This window comes from Bradyrhizobium sp. 956_D2_N1_4, assembly GCF_052076025.1.
Taxonomy (GTDB): domain Bacteria; phylum Pseudomonadota; class Alphaproteobacteria; order Rhizobiales; family Xanthobacteraceae; genus Bradyrhizobium; species Bradyrhizobium barranii.
In genome coordinates this window covers 6,092,506-6,107,789 of the sequence record NZ_CP197237.1, presented here as the reverse complement: position 1 = coordinate 6,107,789, position 15,284 = coordinate 6,092,506, and the positions used below count along the sequence as shown (strand labels likewise).

The 15,284-nt window shown below is 65.3% G+C and carries 14 protein-coding genes; 11 read left to right on the top strand and 3 right to left on the bottom strand.

Annotation, left to right across the window (positions count from 1 at the left end):
• Nucleotides 1-23: 23 nt before the first annotated feature.
• Both AB7535_RS28885 and AB7535_RS28880 read right to left on the bottom strand, forming a co-directional pair.
• Entirely contained in the window at nt 24-431 is a 408-nt protein-coding gene (locus AB7535_RS28885) for a nuclear transport factor 2 family protein (protein ID WP_231143342.1), read from the bottom strand.
• A 98-nt stretch (nt 432-529) separates the two neighbouring features.
• Nucleotides 530-2,014, bottom strand: coding sequence for a mannitol dehydrogenase family protein (locus AB7535_RS28880; protein ID WP_231143341.1), 1,485 nt, complete (start codon nt 2,012-2,014; stop codon nt 530-532).
• 146 nt (nt 2,015-2,160) lie between these two features.
• On the opposite strand from AB7535_RS28880, the gene AB7535_RS28875 reads away from it, so the two are divergent.
• The 7 genes from AB7535_RS28875 (at nt 2,161) to AB7535_RS28845 (ending at nt 9,817) form a co-directional block, all read left to right on the top strand.
• Entirely contained in the window at nt 2,161-2,970 is an 810-nt protein-coding gene (locus AB7535_RS28875) for a FadR/GntR family transcriptional regulator (protein ID WP_231143340.1), read from the top strand.
• Between the two features lie 88 nt (nt 2,971-3,058).
• Nucleotides 3,059-4,018: a sialic acid TRAP transporter substrate-binding protein SiaP gene (locus AB7535_RS28870; protein ID WP_071917185.1), complete on the top strand. Its 960-nt coding sequence runs from the start codon at nt 3,059-3,061 to the stop codon at nt 4,016-4,018.
• A 233-nt stretch (nt 4,019-4,251) separates the two neighbouring features.
• Nucleotides 4,252-4,830: a TRAP transporter small permease gene (locus AB7535_RS28865; protein WP_231143339.1), complete on the top strand. Its 579-nt coding sequence runs from the start codon at nt 4,252-4,254 to the stop codon at nt 4,828-4,830.
• Nucleotides 4,831-4,834: 4 nt separating this feature from the next.
• Nucleotides 4,835-6,241, top strand: coding sequence for a TRAP transporter large permease (locus AB7535_RS28860; RefSeq protein WP_231143338.1), 1,407 nt, complete (start codon nt 4,835-4,837; stop codon nt 6,239-6,241).
• Nucleotides 6,238-7,287 carry an L-idonate 5-dehydrogenase gene (locus tag AB7535_RS28855; RefSeq protein ID WP_231143337.1) on the top strand — a complete coding sequence of 350 codons (1,050 nt, stop codon included), beginning with the start codon at nt 6,238-6,240 and terminating at the stop codon, nt 7,285-7,287. Before AB7535_RS28860 ends, AB7535_RS28855 begins: the two co-directional genes overlap by 4 nt.
• Before the next feature lie 73 nt (nt 7,288-7,360).
• Complete coding sequence (gene uxuA / locus AB7535_RS28850; RefSeq protein ID WP_231143336.1) at nt 7,361-8,551, top strand: mannonate dehydratase; 1,191 nt, start codon at nt 7,361-7,363, stop codon at nt 8,549-8,551.
• A 114-nt stretch (nt 8,552-8,665) separates the two neighbouring features.
• Complete coding sequence (locus tag AB7535_RS28845) at nt 8,666-9,817, top strand: alpha-hydroxy acid oxidase (RefSeq protein ID WP_063981332.1); 1,152 nt, start codon at nt 8,666-8,668, stop codon at nt 9,815-9,817.
• A 20-nt stretch (nt 9,818-9,837) separates the two neighbouring features.
• Here the strand turns inward: AB7535_RS28845 and AB7535_RS28840 are convergent, their stop codons facing one another.
• A complete protein-coding gene (locus tag AB7535_RS28840) occupies nt 9,838-10,776 on the bottom strand; it encodes a LysR family transcriptional regulator (RefSeq protein WP_231143335.1) in 939 nt (312 codons plus the stop codon).
• Between the two features lie 212 nt (nt 10,777-10,988).
• On the opposite strand from AB7535_RS28840, the gene AB7535_RS28835 reads away from it, so the two are divergent.
• Genes AB7535_RS28835 through AB7535_RS28820 form a run of 4 tightly spaced genes read left to right on the top strand, consistent with a single transcriptional unit; the run spans nt 10,989 to nt 15,216 of the window.
• Nucleotides 10,989-12,071, top strand: a complete 1,083-nt coding sequence (locus AB7535_RS28835) for an ABC transporter ATP-binding protein (protein ID WP_231143334.1) — start codon at nt 10,989-10,991, stop codon at nt 12,069-12,071.
• Nucleotides 12,072-12,107: 36 nt separating this feature from the next.
• Nucleotides 12,108-12,824, top strand: a complete 717-nt coding sequence (locus tag AB7535_RS28830) for an HAD family hydrolase (RefSeq protein WP_014492710.1) — start codon at nt 12,108-12,110, stop codon at nt 12,822-12,824.
• 15 nt (nt 12,825-12,839) lie between these two features.
• On the top strand, nt 12,840-14,147 hold the full coding sequence (locus AB7535_RS28825) for an NAD(P)/FAD-dependent oxidoreductase (RefSeq protein WP_231143333.1): 1,308 nt from the start codon (nt 12,840-12,842) through the stop codon (nt 14,145-14,147).
• Between the two features lie 22 nt (nt 14,148-14,169).
• Nucleotides 14,170-15,216, top strand: coding sequence for an ABC transporter substrate-binding protein (locus AB7535_RS28820; RefSeq protein ID WP_231143332.1), 1,047 nt, complete (start codon nt 14,170-14,172; stop codon nt 15,214-15,216).
• The last annotated feature ends 68 nt before the right edge of the window (nt 15,217-15,284 follow it).

Sequence of the window (15,284 nt, the reverse complement as noted above, 5' to 3'; positions counted from 1 at the left end):
AAGCGCCGGCCGGCCCGCCGCAGTCAGTGGACGCGGTGGCTCGCTCTATCGTCTTCAGCCTGCTCGACAATCTGCGCGATTGGGCTCGACTGGTGGTGCACCAGCCGCCAGCCGTCGCCGACACGGCGAAAATGGTTGGCCGCGGCCAAAGCGGTGCCGTCGACGATCTCGATGCAGAGCACGCGCGCGCTGTCGCCGTCGACGATCGCCTGCGGTTCGGCGCAAACGATCTGCGGCCGCTCCGGATTTTGCAGGATGTCGCGCCAGCTGCCGATCACCGTGGCTCGGCCGATGATGGCCGGCCAGCCGGGATGGATGCAGGAAATGGCGTCGTCATCCGCCCACATCCGCTCCATTCCGTCGAAGTCGCCCGTTGAAAAGGCGGCGTAGAAGGCCGCGTTCGCGGCGATGACCTTATTGTCCTTTGCCATGCCTCTCGGGTGGGGCAATGGCAGGCAAAAATCAAGCGCGACTTCCGTCCGACTTTGCGTTCGATTTGGACCGCAGTGCAGCATTGCCTGCTTTGTGGTCACGCCGAGACAAATGTCTCCACCGCCCGCCGCGCACCATCCTTATAAAGACGGCCGAGCGCCGTGGTCACGGCCTCGCGCAGGCGCGGCTCGGTGCCCAGCGGTCCGAACACTTTCTCGACCCCGAGCAATGCGGGCGCGAGCCGTTCGGCGACGGGACCCGCCTCGCGCGCCAGCGCGGCGAACTCGGCGGCGAGCGGATCGCGAACGTCGATGGCGCGGCCCTGCTCGTCGCGTGCGGTGACGTAGCGCATCCAGCCGGCCACCGCGAGCGCATGCGTCGCAATCGGCAGGTTGTTGCGCAGGCGATCCTGCATCGCGCCGAGCAGGCGCTGCGGAAGCTTTTGCGAGCCGTCCATCGCGATCTGCCAGGTGCGGTGATGCAGCGCCGGATTGGCGAAGCGCTTGAGCAGCGAGGTGCGATAGGCGGCGAGATCGGTGCCAACAGGCATCGTCAGCGTCACCGCGGCCTCTTCCATCACCTGCGCGGCGAGACGGGCGAAATGCGGATCCAGCATGGTGTCGGCGATGGTCTCGTAGCCCGCGAGATAACCGAGATAGGCCAGCGCCGAATGGCTGGCGTTGAGCAGTCGCAGCTTCATCAGCTCGAACGGCTTGACGTCGGTGACGAGCTCGACACCGGCGGCGGCGAAATCGGGCCGCCCCGCTGTGAAGCGGTCCTCGACCACCCATTGCGCGAACGGCTCGGTCATCACAGGCCAGGCGTCGCGCATGCCGAGCGCGTTCGAGACCGCATCCCGGTCGGCGTCCGTCGTCTCCGGCACGATGCGGTCGACCATCGTCGATGGGAAGGCGGTACTATCGGCGATCCACTTGCCGAGGTCCTTCGAGCGGAGCGCGGCGAACTGCGTCACGATCCGCTGCACGGTGTGGCCGTTGGCGGCGAGGTTGTCGCAGCACAGCACGGTGAAGGGCGCTAGACCCTGTGCGCGCCGGCGCGCCAGTGCAGCGACGATGAAGCCGGGCGCCGAGCGCGGCGCGTCAAAATTGTTGAGATCGTGCACGACATCCGGATGGCGCTCGTCGAGATCGCCGGTCTGCGGCGTGTGGCAATAGCCCTTCTCGGTGACCGTCAGCGAGACGATGCGAATGGCGGGATCGGCCATCCGCTCGACCAGTGCTGCCGGCTTCTCGCGCGCGACGACGCTGTCGAGCAGCGCGCCGATGACGCGGTGTTCGGTGCCTTCGGCGGCACGTACGGCGACAGTGTAGAGATGATCCTGCGGGGCGAGGGCGTCGCGCGTATCCGGGCTGCGCAGGCTCGCGCCGACGATGCCCCAGGACGAGCTGCCTGCGGCAAGGCAATCGTCGATGACCACAGCCTGATGGGCGCGATGAAATGCGCCCAGGCCCAGATGCACGATGCCGGGCGTAACGCGCGAGCGGTCATAGGCCGGGCGGCGGATGGCGGGCGGCAGCCGGTCGAGATTGGCGCGGCCAAGACGCGTTGAATCATGGCGCATGGTCGTCTCTCCCTGTGTTTGGCCGCTGCTTGACATGGCCCCTGTCCTCGGTCAATGCTTCGGTCAATTGGTAAGACCAATTTTCCAAAATTGGCGGGCCGCCGGGACGCGATGCTTCCCGGCGAGACCCTTTCGGGGAGGCCAGCGTGCCGCTGGAAGCTGTGGAGGCGAGACGGCTTTACCGCCAGGTCGCCGATCAATTGCGAAGCCTGATCGACAGCGGCGAGTACGCGGTCGGCAGCCGCTTGCCGACCGAACGGGAACTCGCCGAGCAGCTCAAGATCTCGCGGCCGACGGTGCGCGAAGCCCTGATCGCGCTCGAGGTCGAGGGCCGTGTCCGCATTCGCGTCGGCTCCGGCATCTATGTGACCGAGCCAGCGGACGCCGCGCCAGCGCTTCCGGCCGCCGGCATCGAAGGCCCGTTCGAGCTCTTGCGCGCCCGCGAATTCCTCGAAAGCGCGATCGCCGAGCAGGCCGCGCGCGTGGCGACCAAGGACGATATCGCCCGCATCGATGCGTCGCTTGTCGCCATGGAGAATGTCGAGCATCCCGGCGAGGCCTCGATGGTGCACGACCGTGCCTTCCACGTCGCGATCGCCGGCAGTCTCGGCAATGCCGTGCTGGTGCGCGTGGTCGGCGAGCTGTTTGACCAGCGCCTCAATCCCTATTTCGCGCAGCTTGCACATTACTTCGAGAGCCCGGGCACCTGGCGCACTGCGCTCGACGAGCACTGCGCCGTGCGTGACGCGATTGCGGCGCACGATCCGGACACTGCCCGTGAGGCCATGCGCAAGCACTTAGCGCGCTCGCAGGAGCGCTTTGCGCAGAATTTTGGTGCCGAGACCGCCGCGGGATCGCCCGCGGAGCGAGGCGGGGCCGCGCGCACGCCGGCGAAACCGGCAAAACCAAAACGCGCGAAGACGCAGGCCAAAAGCGGCAACACGCGGCGACGATGAGATTGGGCGGCTCGTCCCGGTTTTGGGCGGGTGAACAAGAAGCAGACTTTAGTCAGTGGAGGATAAGTCAGTGTTGAAGAAGATGACGATGGTGCTGGCGACTTCGGTCGCGGCGATGTTCGCGGCGACCAATCCCGGCATGGCGCAGACCAAGCTCAAATGGGCCCATGTCTACGAGACCTCGGAGCCGTTCCACACCGCCTCGGTCTGGGCCGCGCAGGAGATCGGCAAGCGCACCAACGGGCGCTATACCGTCGACGTTTATCCGGCGTCGCAGCTCGGCAAGGAAGCCGACATCAACCAGGGCCTCTCGCTCGGCTCGGTCGACATCATCATCTCCGGCTCGAGCTTCGCGGCCAAGAGCTTCCCGCCGATCGGCGTGACCTACTATCCCTACACCTTCCGCGACGCCGACCATCTCCTTGCCTACACCAAGAGCGACATCTTCAAGGAGCTCGCCAAGGGCTATGAGGACAAGAGCGGCCACCACATCGTCGCGGTGACCTATTACGGCGTGCGCCAGACCTCGTCGAACAAGCCGATCAAGACTTGCGCCGACCTCAAGGGCCTCAAGATGCGCGTGCCCGACGTTCCGGCCTATCTGGCGATGCCGCGCGCCTGCGGCGCCAACACCGCGCCGATCGCGTTCGCCGAAGTCTATCTCGCGCTTCAGAACGGCACCGTCGAGGCGCAGGAGAACCCGCTGACCACGATCGAGGCCAAGAAGTTCTACGAAGTGCAGAAGCACATCGTGCTGACCGGCCACATCGTCGACCACCTCAACACGGTGGTGGCGGGCGCGCTCTGGAAGAAGCTCAGCGACGAGGACAAGAAGATCTTCACCGACGTCGCGCAGGAGGCCGCTGCGAAGGCGACCGCGGAGATCAAGCAGAACGAGGCCAAGCTGGTTTCCTTCTTCAAGGAGAAGGGACTGACCGTGACCGAGGTCGACAAGAACGAGTTCCGCGACATCGTGCTGAAGAACGTTGCGTTCGAGACCTTCGGTTATCGCAAGGCCGACTGGGAACGCATTCAGGCGGTGAAATAACTGAGACCCTCATGGTGAGGAGCGCGAAGCGCGCTCCGGACGATGCTTCGCATCGCCGGGCGAACCATGAAGGCCCGGATGTCGCTCAGGCGTCGCCCGAGGCCATCCTTCGAGACGCTTGCTTCGCAAGCTCCTCAGGATGAGGAGCGGAGTTCGTAGAACTAAGTCGTCGTTCCGGGTTCGGCTCTTCGAGTCACCCCGGAATGACGATTAAGAGGTTGAGGAGTAACCCCATGTCCACCGTCGAAGTGCACCGGCAGATCACCGGGGACGAGATCGCCCACACCTTCGAAGAAGAGGCGGTGCCGAAGGTCGATCTCGGCGTCTACGCTTTCGAGGACTGGGTGGCGCTGGTGATCTTCTGGGTGATGGCGCTTGCCGTCTTCCTCCAGTTCTTCACCCGCTACGTCCTCAACGACAGCTATGCCTGGACCGAGGAGATCGCGACCTACTGCCTGATCGGCGTGGTCTTCATCGGCTCCTCGATGTGCGTGCGGCTGTCGCGGCACATCCAGGTCGATCTGATCTACCGCTATCTGCCGCATGTCGTGGCGCGCGCGCTGTCGACCGCGATCGACCTCATCCGGATCGCTTTCTTCGGCTACGCCATCAAGCTGGTCTGGGTCTACATCCAGATCATCGGCGATGAATCGATGACCACGATCAATCTGCCCAAGGATTACGTCTATTACGCCGTGCTGGCGGGCTTCGTGCTGATGTTCGTGCGCTCGGTGCAGGTGACCATTCAACATCTGCGACAGGGCTATTCGATCCTCGAACGTCCCGGCGCCTACGACGGTTTTGAGGGGTAAAGTTATGTTGCTGTTGCTTGGAGGCTTCCTCGTCCTGATGCTGCTCGGCGTTCCCGTGGCGATCGCCATGGCCGCGTCGTCGCTGCTCTACATTCTGGTCAGCGGCGTGACGCCTGACGTCACGCTGGCGCAGCGCATGATCGCCGGCGTCGAGAGCTTTCCGTTGCTCGCGGTGCCGTTCTTCATCCTGGCCGGCAATCTCATGAACATCGCCGGTGTGACCGGCCGCATCTACAAATTCGCGGTCGCGCTGGTCGGCTGGATGCGCGGCGGCCTCGGCCACGTCAACATCATCGGCTCGGTGATCTTCTCCGGCATGTCCGGCACGGCGATCGCGGACGCCGCCGGTCTCGGTACCATCGAGATCAAGGCGATGAAGGACCACGGCTATTCCACCGAGTTCTCGGTCGGCGTCACCGCGGCGTCCGCCACGCTCGGGCCCATCATCCCGCCGTCGCTGCCCTTCGTGATCTACGGCATGATGGCGAACGTCTCGATCGGTGCGCTGTTCCTGGGTGGCGTCATTCCCGGCATCGTCATGACGCTGCTGATGATGGCCACCGTCACCTACTTCGCGCACAAGAACAAATGGGGCAGCGATACGCCGTTCTCCTGGCCGCAGCTCGGCTCGGCCGGCCTCGAGATCGCCATCGTGCTCGCTTTCCCGCTTGCGATCTGGCTGATGGTGCTGGCCGGCATGTCCACCAACATGGCCGTCGTCATCGGCCTCGGCGCGCTGCTCGCGATCGACTGGTACTTCGACTTCTCGGCGGTGATGGCGCTGATGGCGCCGGTCATCCTGATCGGCGGCATGACGCTCGGCTGGTTCACGCCGACCGAGGCCGCGGTCGCAGCCGTGATCTGGTCGCTGTTCCTCGGCCTCGTCCGCTACCGCACCATGACCATGAAGACGGTGGCGAAAGCGACCTTCGACACCATCGAGACCACGGCCTCGGTGCTGTTCATCGTCACGGCAGCCTCGATCTTCGCCTGGCTGCTGACGGTGTCGCAGGCAGCCCAAATGCTCTCGGACTGGATGCTCAGCATCACCCACAATAAATGGGTGTTCCTGGCGCTCGCCAACGTCCTGATCCTGTTCGTCGGCTGCTTCATCGACACCACGGCGGCGATCACCATCCTGGTGCCGATCCTGCTGCCGATCGTGCTCAAGCTCGGCATTGATCCGATCCATTTCGGTCTGATCATGACGCTGAACCTGATGATCGGCCTGTTGCATCCGCCGCTCGGCATGGTGCTGTTCGTTCTCGCCCGCGTGGCAAAACTCTCGGTCGAGCGCACGACGGTCGCGATCCTGCCCTGGCTGGTGCCGCTGATGGTCGCGCTGATCGCGATCACCTACATTCCCGAACTGACCCTCTGGCTGCCTAAATACATGGGACTCTCCAAATGACCTCCACCGCTCTCGCCGCAACCCTGTTCGGCCCCGAAGATCTGCGCATGATCGAGCATCCGCTCGACAAGCTCGCTGATGGCATGGTGCGCATCCGCTTCGGCGCCGGCGGCATCTGCGGCTCCGACATGCACTATTTCCGTCATGCCCGGACCGGCGATTTCGTCGTGAAGTCGCCACTCGTGCTCGGCCACGAGATCTCCGGCGAGGTCGTGGAGATCGCAGGCTCCGCAGCGAACCTGAAGCTCGGCGACCGTGTCGCCGTCAATCCGTCGCGCTGGTGCGGCCATTGCGTCGCCTGCCGCGAGGGCCGGCCGAATCTCTGCGAGAACATCTACTTCATGGGTTCGGCGTCGAAGACGCCGCACATGCAGGGCGGCTTCGCCAACTATTTCGACGCGGTCCCCGCGCAATGCGTGAAGATCCCCGACCACGTGTCCTATCAGGCGGCGGCGCTGGCCGAGCCGCTCGCGGTCTGCCTGCATGCGGTGGCGCGCGCCGGCAATATCGAAGGCAAGCGCGGCATCATCTTCGGTGCCGGCCCGATCGGGCTTTTGACGATGCTCGCTGCACATCGCGCCGGCATGGCCGACATCACGGTGGCGGACATCGCGCCGGCGCCGCTCGCGTTTGCGACCCGGCTCGGCGCTTCGCACGTCGAGAACGTCGCGGCCGGCGAGGAAGGCCTGAAGGCGCAGGCCGCCTCGCGCCCCTATGATGTCGCGTTCGAGGTCTCGGGCACCGCCGCGGGCCTTGCCAGCGCGATCGGCATCGTCAGGCGCGGCGGCATTGTGGTGCAGATCGGCAATCTGCCGGGCGGCCAGATTCCGACGCCGTCGAATGCGGTGATGGCCAAGGAGATCGACCTGCGCGGCTCGTTCCGCTTCGGCTTCGAGTTCATGACCGCGGTGGAACTGATTGGCGCAGGCAGCGTCGACGTGCTGTCGCTGGTCACTGCCGAGCGGCCGCTGTCGACCGCGCCGGACGCACTGCGGCTGGCACTTGACCGCTCGCAGAGCGTCAAGGTCGTGCTGACCGCGAACTAATCCTTTGTTTTGACGCGTTTTCTTCACGCGAACCGGTATCCACTTCGCTCGAAAACGCTTTAGGAGAACTTCGATGATGCTCGAGGGATGGCGCTGGTACGGTCCGGATGATCCGGTGTCTTTGGACGATGTCAGGCAGGCCGGGGCGACGGATATCGTCTCGGCGCTGCATCAGGTGCCGATCGGCGAAGCCTGGACACGCAAGGCGGTCGAGGAGCGCAAGAACTTCATCGAGCATGGCCAGCCCGGCCGCTCGCAACTGACCTGGTCGGTGGTGGAGTCGATTCCGATCCCCGACGACGTCAAGCGGCTCGGGGCCAAGGCGACGGCCTCGATCGAGGCGTGGATCGCGAGTCTTGAAGCGGTGGCCGCGGCCGGCATCAAGATCATCTGCTACAATTTCATGCCGGTGGTGGACTGGTGCCGCACCGATCTGGAATGGGAGCTGCCGAACGGCGCCCGCGCCATGCGCTTCGACCAGGACCGCTTTGCAGCGTTCGAGCTGCATATCCTGAAGCGCCCCGCCGCCGTTCAGGAGTATTCGCCCGAGCAGCAGGCGCGCGCGAAAAAGCTGTTCGAGAAGATGAGCCAGGCCGATATCGACTATCTCGTCATGGTCATCGCCAGCGCGCTGCCGGGCTCGACCACCGAGCCGATGACGATCCCGCAATTCCGTGACCGGCTGGAGACCTACCGCGACATCACGCCAAAGATCCTGCGGCAGCATCTCGCCGAGTTCCTGGGCCGTGTCACGCCGGTTGCCGAGCAACTCGGCGTCTCCCTGACGCTGCATCCCGACGATCCGCCGCGCCCGCTGTTCGGCCTGCCGCGCATTGCCTCCACCGCCGAAGACTATCAGGCGCTGTTCGACGCCGTGCCGTCCAAGGCCAACGGCATCTGCCTGTGCACCGGCTCGCTCGGCGTGCGCGCCGAGAACAATCTGCCCGCGATGGCCGAGCGCTTCGGACCGCGCATTGCGTTTGCTCATCTGCGCGCGACCAAGCGCGAGGCCGACGGCCTGTCCTTCTACGAGTCCGACCATCTCGACGGTGACGTCGACATGGTCGCCGTGCTCAAGGCGCTGTTGAAGGAGAACGCACGGCGCTCACCCGACAAGAGAATCGTGTTCCGTCCCGACCACGGCCATCGTATGCTCGACGATCTCGCCGCCACCAAGCGCACCAATCCCGGCTACACCGCGATCGGCCGCCTGCGCGGCCTTGCCGAGCTCCGCGGCGCGATCAGGGCGATCGAGCATCGATAGGAGACCGGCGGGGCCATCAGGCGAGAGATCGCCGCGATGGCGACCGCTGACAGCATCGGCGGCGCGATGGCAAGATGATCGACGCGCAGAACATGCCGCGAGCGGAGTTGAGAAATGCGCCTGACACAGTGTCATAACTTCCACGATTTCCGGCGACTGGCGCGCCGCCGACTGCCCGGTCCGATCTTCGACTATATCGATGGCGCGGCCGACGATGAGACGACCCATCGCCGCAACAGCGCGAGCTTCGAGCATTGCGACCTTCTGCCCAACGTGCTGCGCGGCGTGCAGGACGTCGATCTCTCGGTCACCATCATGGGCCAGAAGCTCGCGCTGCCGTTCTACTGCTCGCCGACCGCCTTGCAGCGCCTGTTCCATCATGAAGGCGAGCGTGCCGTCGCCGCTGCTGCGGCGAGCTACGGCACCATGTTCGGCGTCTCCTCGCTGGGCACGGTGTCGCTCGAGGAATTGCGCAAGGCCCACGACACGCCGCAGGTCTATCAATTCTATTTCCACAGGGATCGCGGTCTCAACCGCGCCATGATGCAGCGCGCCAGGGACGCGGGCGTCGAGGTGATGATGCTGACGGTCGACAGCATCACCGGGGGAAATCGCGAGCGCGATCTGCGCACCGGCTTCAGCATTCCCTTCCGCCTGACGCCTGCGGGCATGTTGCAGTTCGCGATCAAGCCGATGTGGGGTATCCAGTATGTCAGCCACGAAAAATTCAGGCTCCCGCAGCTGGAGGAGCATGTCGACATGAGCGGCGGCGCCATGTCGATCGGCCGCTACTTCACGGAAATGCTGGATCCTGCGATGAATTGGGACGATGTCGCGGAGATGGTACGGACCTGGAACGGCCCGTTCTGCCTGAAGGGGATCATGTCGGTGGAAGACGCGCGCCGCGCGGTCGATATCGGCTGTGCCGGGATCGTCCTTTCCAATCATGGCGGCCGCCAGCTCGACGGCTCCCGCTCGGCTTTCGATCAGCTCGCCGAAATCGTCGATGCCGTGGGCGACCGCATCGACGTGATGATGGACGGTGGCATCCAGCGCGGAACTCATATCCTGAAAGCGCTGTCGCTCGGGGCCAAGGCTGTCGGGCTTGGACGATACTATCTCTATCCGCTCGCCGCCGCCGGCCGGCCCGGCGTCGAACGGGCCCTCGGCCTGCTGCGGGCCGAGCTCGTGCGCGATATGAAGCTGATGGGATGTACGTCGATCAGCCAGCTATCGCGCGCCAATCTGCGCTTTCGGCCGGGGTAGCGCGCGGTGATCGCTCGGCCTCAATAGCAGGCGGCCATCGCGCCGAGCTTCGGATAGAGCTGGTCGATCGCGGCGATCTCGCTTTTCATCTGCGCGATGATCCAGTCGCGGATCTCGGCAGCGATGGGGCGCATCGGCCGGTTGCGCGGCGGCAGGAATTCGCAGATGCGCCGCGTGGTGGTGAGCGTCTCGGAGGCCGGCACGAGCGCGCCGGTCAGGAGCCAGTGCGAGGCCACCGTCAGCCAGCCGAGCGCGATGCCCTGGCCGAGCAGGGCGGCCTGCATCACGACGGCATAGTCGGTGAAGCTCAGCGCCTTGGCCGCGCCGCGGCGGCCGGTGAGAAGCGAGGCGTAATCCGCCGCCCAGTCGCCCGGCGTCTCGGCGAGGCGAATGATGGTGTTGCCTTCAGCGGGATCGGTCTCGCCGAGATAGCCAGGGCTGCACATCGGCAGCATGACTTCCTTCATCACCAGCGTGCCGCCGGATGACGGCTCGTCGCGGTCACGGAAGCGCATGCCGAGGTCGACATTCTCGACCGGCCCGCGCAGCGCGCCGGAGATCAGCTGGAAGCGCAGATCGACGTCGGGAAACTGCTTCTGGAGCTTGTCGATGCGCGGCATCAGCCAATGCGTGGTGAAGGCGGAGGAGACCGACAGCGTCACCGTCTCGGTGCCCTTGCGGCGCCGCTCGATCTCGACGAGCCCGGTCTCGATGCTGCGAAAGCCTTCGAGCACGCGGCGATAAAGCAGCTCGCCTTCCTCGGTGAGCACCGCGCGCCCCGCAGTGCGGTCGAACAGGCGGACGCCGAGATGCTCCTCGAACTGTCCGAGCATCCGGCTCACCGCCGGCTGCGTGACGTTGAGCTCGGCTGCTGCCGCCGTGAAACTGCCATTGCGCGCCGCTGCGTCGAAGACGAACAGGGCGTTACTGGAGGGCAGCATCCGGCGGAGCTCGGGCATAACGCCATGTTATGGACGCGGTGAGAATTTGGCAATTGCCGAGTTTTGCCAAGTCTGGTGTCATTGGCATCACAGCCTAAAGACAGGGCTTGCGAACGAAGATTTGGTGCGGTGCACGCTTCGGCCGTGATTGCTCAAAATTCCTGTCTATAAAGCAGGCTTATGGCGCGCAGTGAGGCACGCCATTGCAGGGAACGAGGCGAGGTCGATCGTTGGACAAACGAGCGGAAAGCGTCGAGATCAGGTCCGCGAGCAAGGCGTATGGCGCCGTTCGCGCTCTCGACGACGTTTCGCTCAATGTCGGCGCCGGCGAGTTCGTCTCCCTGCTCGGCCCCTCCGGCTCCGGCAAGACCACGCTGCTTGGAATTCTCGGCGGCTTCATCCTGCCATCGAGCGGAACCATCCTGTTCGGCGGTCGTGACGTCACCTGGATGCCGCCGCACAAGCGCGACATCGGCGTGGTGTTCCAGAACTACGCGCTGTTCCCGCATATGAGCGTCGGCGAGAACGTCGCCTTTCCCCTGCGCGCACGGCGCCTGCCGAAAGCGAGCTGGCCCGACAAGGTGCGCGCCGCGCTCGCGATGGTCGGTCTCGCCGGTTATGAAGAGCGCGGCATCGCGCAGCTCTCCGGCGGCCAGCGCCAGCGCGTGGCGCTGGCGCGTGCGATGATCTTCGAGCCGCGCCTGATCCTGATGGACGAGCCGCTTTCCGCGCTCGACAAGCAGCTTCGCGAATCCATGCAGATCGAGCTGCGCGCGCTGCACCGGCGCATCGGCGCCACCATCATCTACGTCACCCACGACCAGCGCGAGGCGCTGACCATGAGCGACCGCGTCGCCGTGATGAAGGACGGCCGGCTGATCCAGATCGACGCGCCCGAGCGGCTGCACGATCATCCCGCGGACTCCTTTGTCGCGAGTTTCATCGGGGAAGCGACGATGCTGCCGGTTCGCCGCGTCGATGCCTCCAGCGTCGCGCTCGGCAACGCGCTCTTGCGCAGCGCCCGCGCCATTCCCTCAGGCGATGCCCTGATGCTCGCCGTGCACAGCGAAAAGCTCTTGATCGACGACGGCGCGCAGGATGCCGCCTGCAACCGGCTGACCGGGACGGTCACCGACATCGTCTACCAGGGCGAGAGTCTCCGCATCTTCCTGGCCCTCGCCGATGGCATCGCGCTCAGCCTGCGCCAGCCGAGCTATCACCAGGCCTACAGCCGCATCCCGTCGCTCGGCGGCAGCCTCACCGTGACCCTTCACCCCGAGGACACCATCGTTGTCCCCAGGGCGGGGGACTGAACTCAAGCCCTGTTCAACCGAGAGAAGAAACCAAAGATGTCGTCAGCAGCCTCGTTCAGCAATTTCAAGGTTCTCACCTTCGACGTCGTCGGCACCTTGATCGATTTCGAGACCGGCGTGCTCTCCGCGGTACGCAAGATCTCCGGCAAGTCGCCGGCCGAGCTCAGCGACGAGCAGATCTTCGAGCCCTACAAGCGCGGCCGCGACAAGCATTATGAGCGCTCGAGCGAGGCGATGTTCCACGTCTATCGCCATCTCGCCAAGGAGCTCGGGCTTCCCTCCGACGATGCATCCTGCGATGTGTTCCAGCTCTCGGTGCTGCGCTGGGGGCCGTTCGCGGATTCGGTCGAGGCGCTGAAGCGCCTGCGCACGAAGTTCCGGCTGGTGGCGATGACCAATGCGGATCGCGTCGCGCTCTCCTGCTACGCGCACGCGCTCGGCAATCCCTTCGACGACACCGTCTGCGCCGACGATACCGGCGTTGCCAAGCCGAACCCGGAGTTCTTCGCCTACAACAAGGGGCGCCAGTCCGCCTTCGGCTACAAGCAGTCCGACATCCTGCACGTCGCGCAGAGCCAGTACCACGACATCGGGATCGCGCGAAAGCTCGGATACAAGGTGTGCTGGATCGAGCGCCGCCAGGGCATCGCCGGGTTCGGCGGCACGCCGGCGGTTGAGACGCTGACCAAGCCGGACTTCCACTTCCCGACGCTGAAGGCGCTGGCCGACGCGGCCATCGGACCGGCGGCGTAAGGCATGAGCGGCGGCATGACACGGGATTGGAGCGCATTGCCATCGGCCAACTCGCTGTGGGAAGCCACGGCGGGGCCGGCGCACGCGTTTCCCGTGCTGTCGGGCGAGCGACAGGCGGATGTGGTGATCATCGGTGCAGGCTACACGGGCCTCTCCGCGGCGCACCACATCGCCAAGAGCGGGCTTAGCCCCATCGTGCTGGAGGCCAACCGCCCCGGCTGGGGCGCGAGCGGGCGCAATGGCGGCGTGATCACCGCAAAATTTCGGCTGTCGTTCCGCGAGATCGACGCCGCGCATGGCCGCGCCATGGCGCAGCGCATGTACGAGATCGCGCATGAATCGACTGACATGGTCGAAGAGCTGGTGTCCGAATTCGGCATCGCCAGCGCGGCGCTGACACGCACGGGCCAGGTCAAGGCCGCGCATAACGAGACGACGCTGAAGGCCGCGATCGACGAAGCCAACTGGATGACGCGCGAGATGGGCTCCGCCGAAGTCCGCATCCTCGACAAGCGCGGGGTACGTGACGAAACCGGCTCCGACATTTTTGTCGGCGGCGTGCTCAATCCCGGCTCCGGCGGCATCCATCCGCTGAACTATCTGCGCGGGCTCGCCGATGGCGTCGCGCGCCGCGGCGTTCCCATCTTCCAGGAGTCGCCGGTGGTGCGACTGCGGAAGGAGAACGGCGGCATCGTCGCCGAGACGCCGCAAGGCGCGGTGCGCGCGAAACAGGCGATCATCGCCACCAACAGCTACTCCGATCTCACCAGCGCGACCGCGCATATGCAGCGCACGCTGATCCCGTTCCGCAGCGCCATGGTCGCGACCGACCCGCTGCCGCGCAATCTCGCGGGCAAGCTGATGCCGACGGGGCGCACCTACACCGAGACCAAGCGCATGATGCGCTGGTTCCGCATGGTCGACAACCGCGTCATCTTCGGCGGCCGCGGCGCCTTCGGCAAGCAGGACTCGCAAGCTGCCTTCGACGCGTTGCGCAAGGCGATGGTCGGCATCTTCCCCGATCTTGCCGATGTGCCGCTCGCCCACAAATGGTCGGGCCTCGTCGCGATGACGATGGACTCGGTGCCGCATATCGGCCGGCTCGACGACCGCACGCTGGTCTCGATGGGCTACAATGGCGCTGGCGTTGCGATGTCGAGCCTGATGGGTCGCTATCTCGCCGCCTTTGTCCGCGGCGAGACGCCCGAGGTCGGGCTGCTCGATATCAGGCGCATGAAGGCGATCCCGTTCTATCCGCTGCGCGAGCCCGCCGTGCGCATGGTCGCCGGCTGGTACCAGTTTCTCGATGCGATTGGTCAGTGAGATCTCTTTGGAGGAGGCGAGGATGACGACGACACGGAATTTTGGATTGGGCTGTGCCGTGCTGGGCGCAATCGGATTTACCACTGCGGCGGGCGCCGCCGAGCAGATCACCTTCGTCTCGCAAGGCGGTGCCTATCAGGCGGCGCAGACGGTGGCGATCCTCGATCCCTCCGCCAAGAAGCTCGGCATCACCATCAACCAGGACTCCATCCCCGACGCCTGGCCCGCGATCAAGACGCAGGTCGGCAGCGGCAAGCCGATCTGGGATGTCGTCGATACCCCGACCGGCAACTGCCTGCGCGGCGGCGAGCAGGGGCTGATCGAGAAGCTCGATTTTTCGAAGATTCCAAACGGCGCGGCGATGCCGGAGGCCTATCGCAGTCCCTATTCGGTGTCATACGAGTTCTATTCCAGCGTGCTGGCCTACAGCCAGAAGACCTTCCCGAAGGACGCGCCGAACAGCTGGGCCGATTTCTGGGACGTGAAGAAATTTCCCGGCCGCCGCGCGCTGCGCAACCATCCGTTCGCGACGCTCGAGGCCGCGCTGATGGCCGATGGCGTCGCGCCGGACAAGCTCTACCCGCTCGACGTCGACCGCGCCTTCAAGAAGCTGGAGGAGATCAAGCCGCACATCACGGTGTGGTGGACGTCAGGCGCGCAGTCGGCGCAGCTGCTCAACGACGGCGAGGTCGACATGGAGATGGCGTGGAACGGCCGCGTCAGCGCCGTGGCCAAGGAGGGTGCAAAGGTCTCCTTCACCTACAACCAGGGCGTCCTTCAGAGCACCTCGCTCTGCATCCTCAAGGGCGCGCCGAATCTGGAGACGGCAGTCAAATTCATCAATGAGGCCGTCGATCCCGTGCACCAGGCCAATCTGCCGCTCAGCATCGACTACGGCCCGGGCAATCCGAAGGCGTTCGAGACCGGCGTGATCAAGCCCGAGCGTGCCGCGCAGCTGCCGAGCGAGCCGGCGAACGCGGCCAAGCAGGCGCTGATGTCTTACGCCTGGTGGTCCTCGCCCGCGGGCGAGGCCGCCGAGAAGCGCTGGGCGTCCTTCATGCAGAAGTGAGCGAGGCAGCGTTGTCGACATCCGTGCCAGATTCCTCCCAAAAGCATCAGCGCCGCGAGCATGCGCTG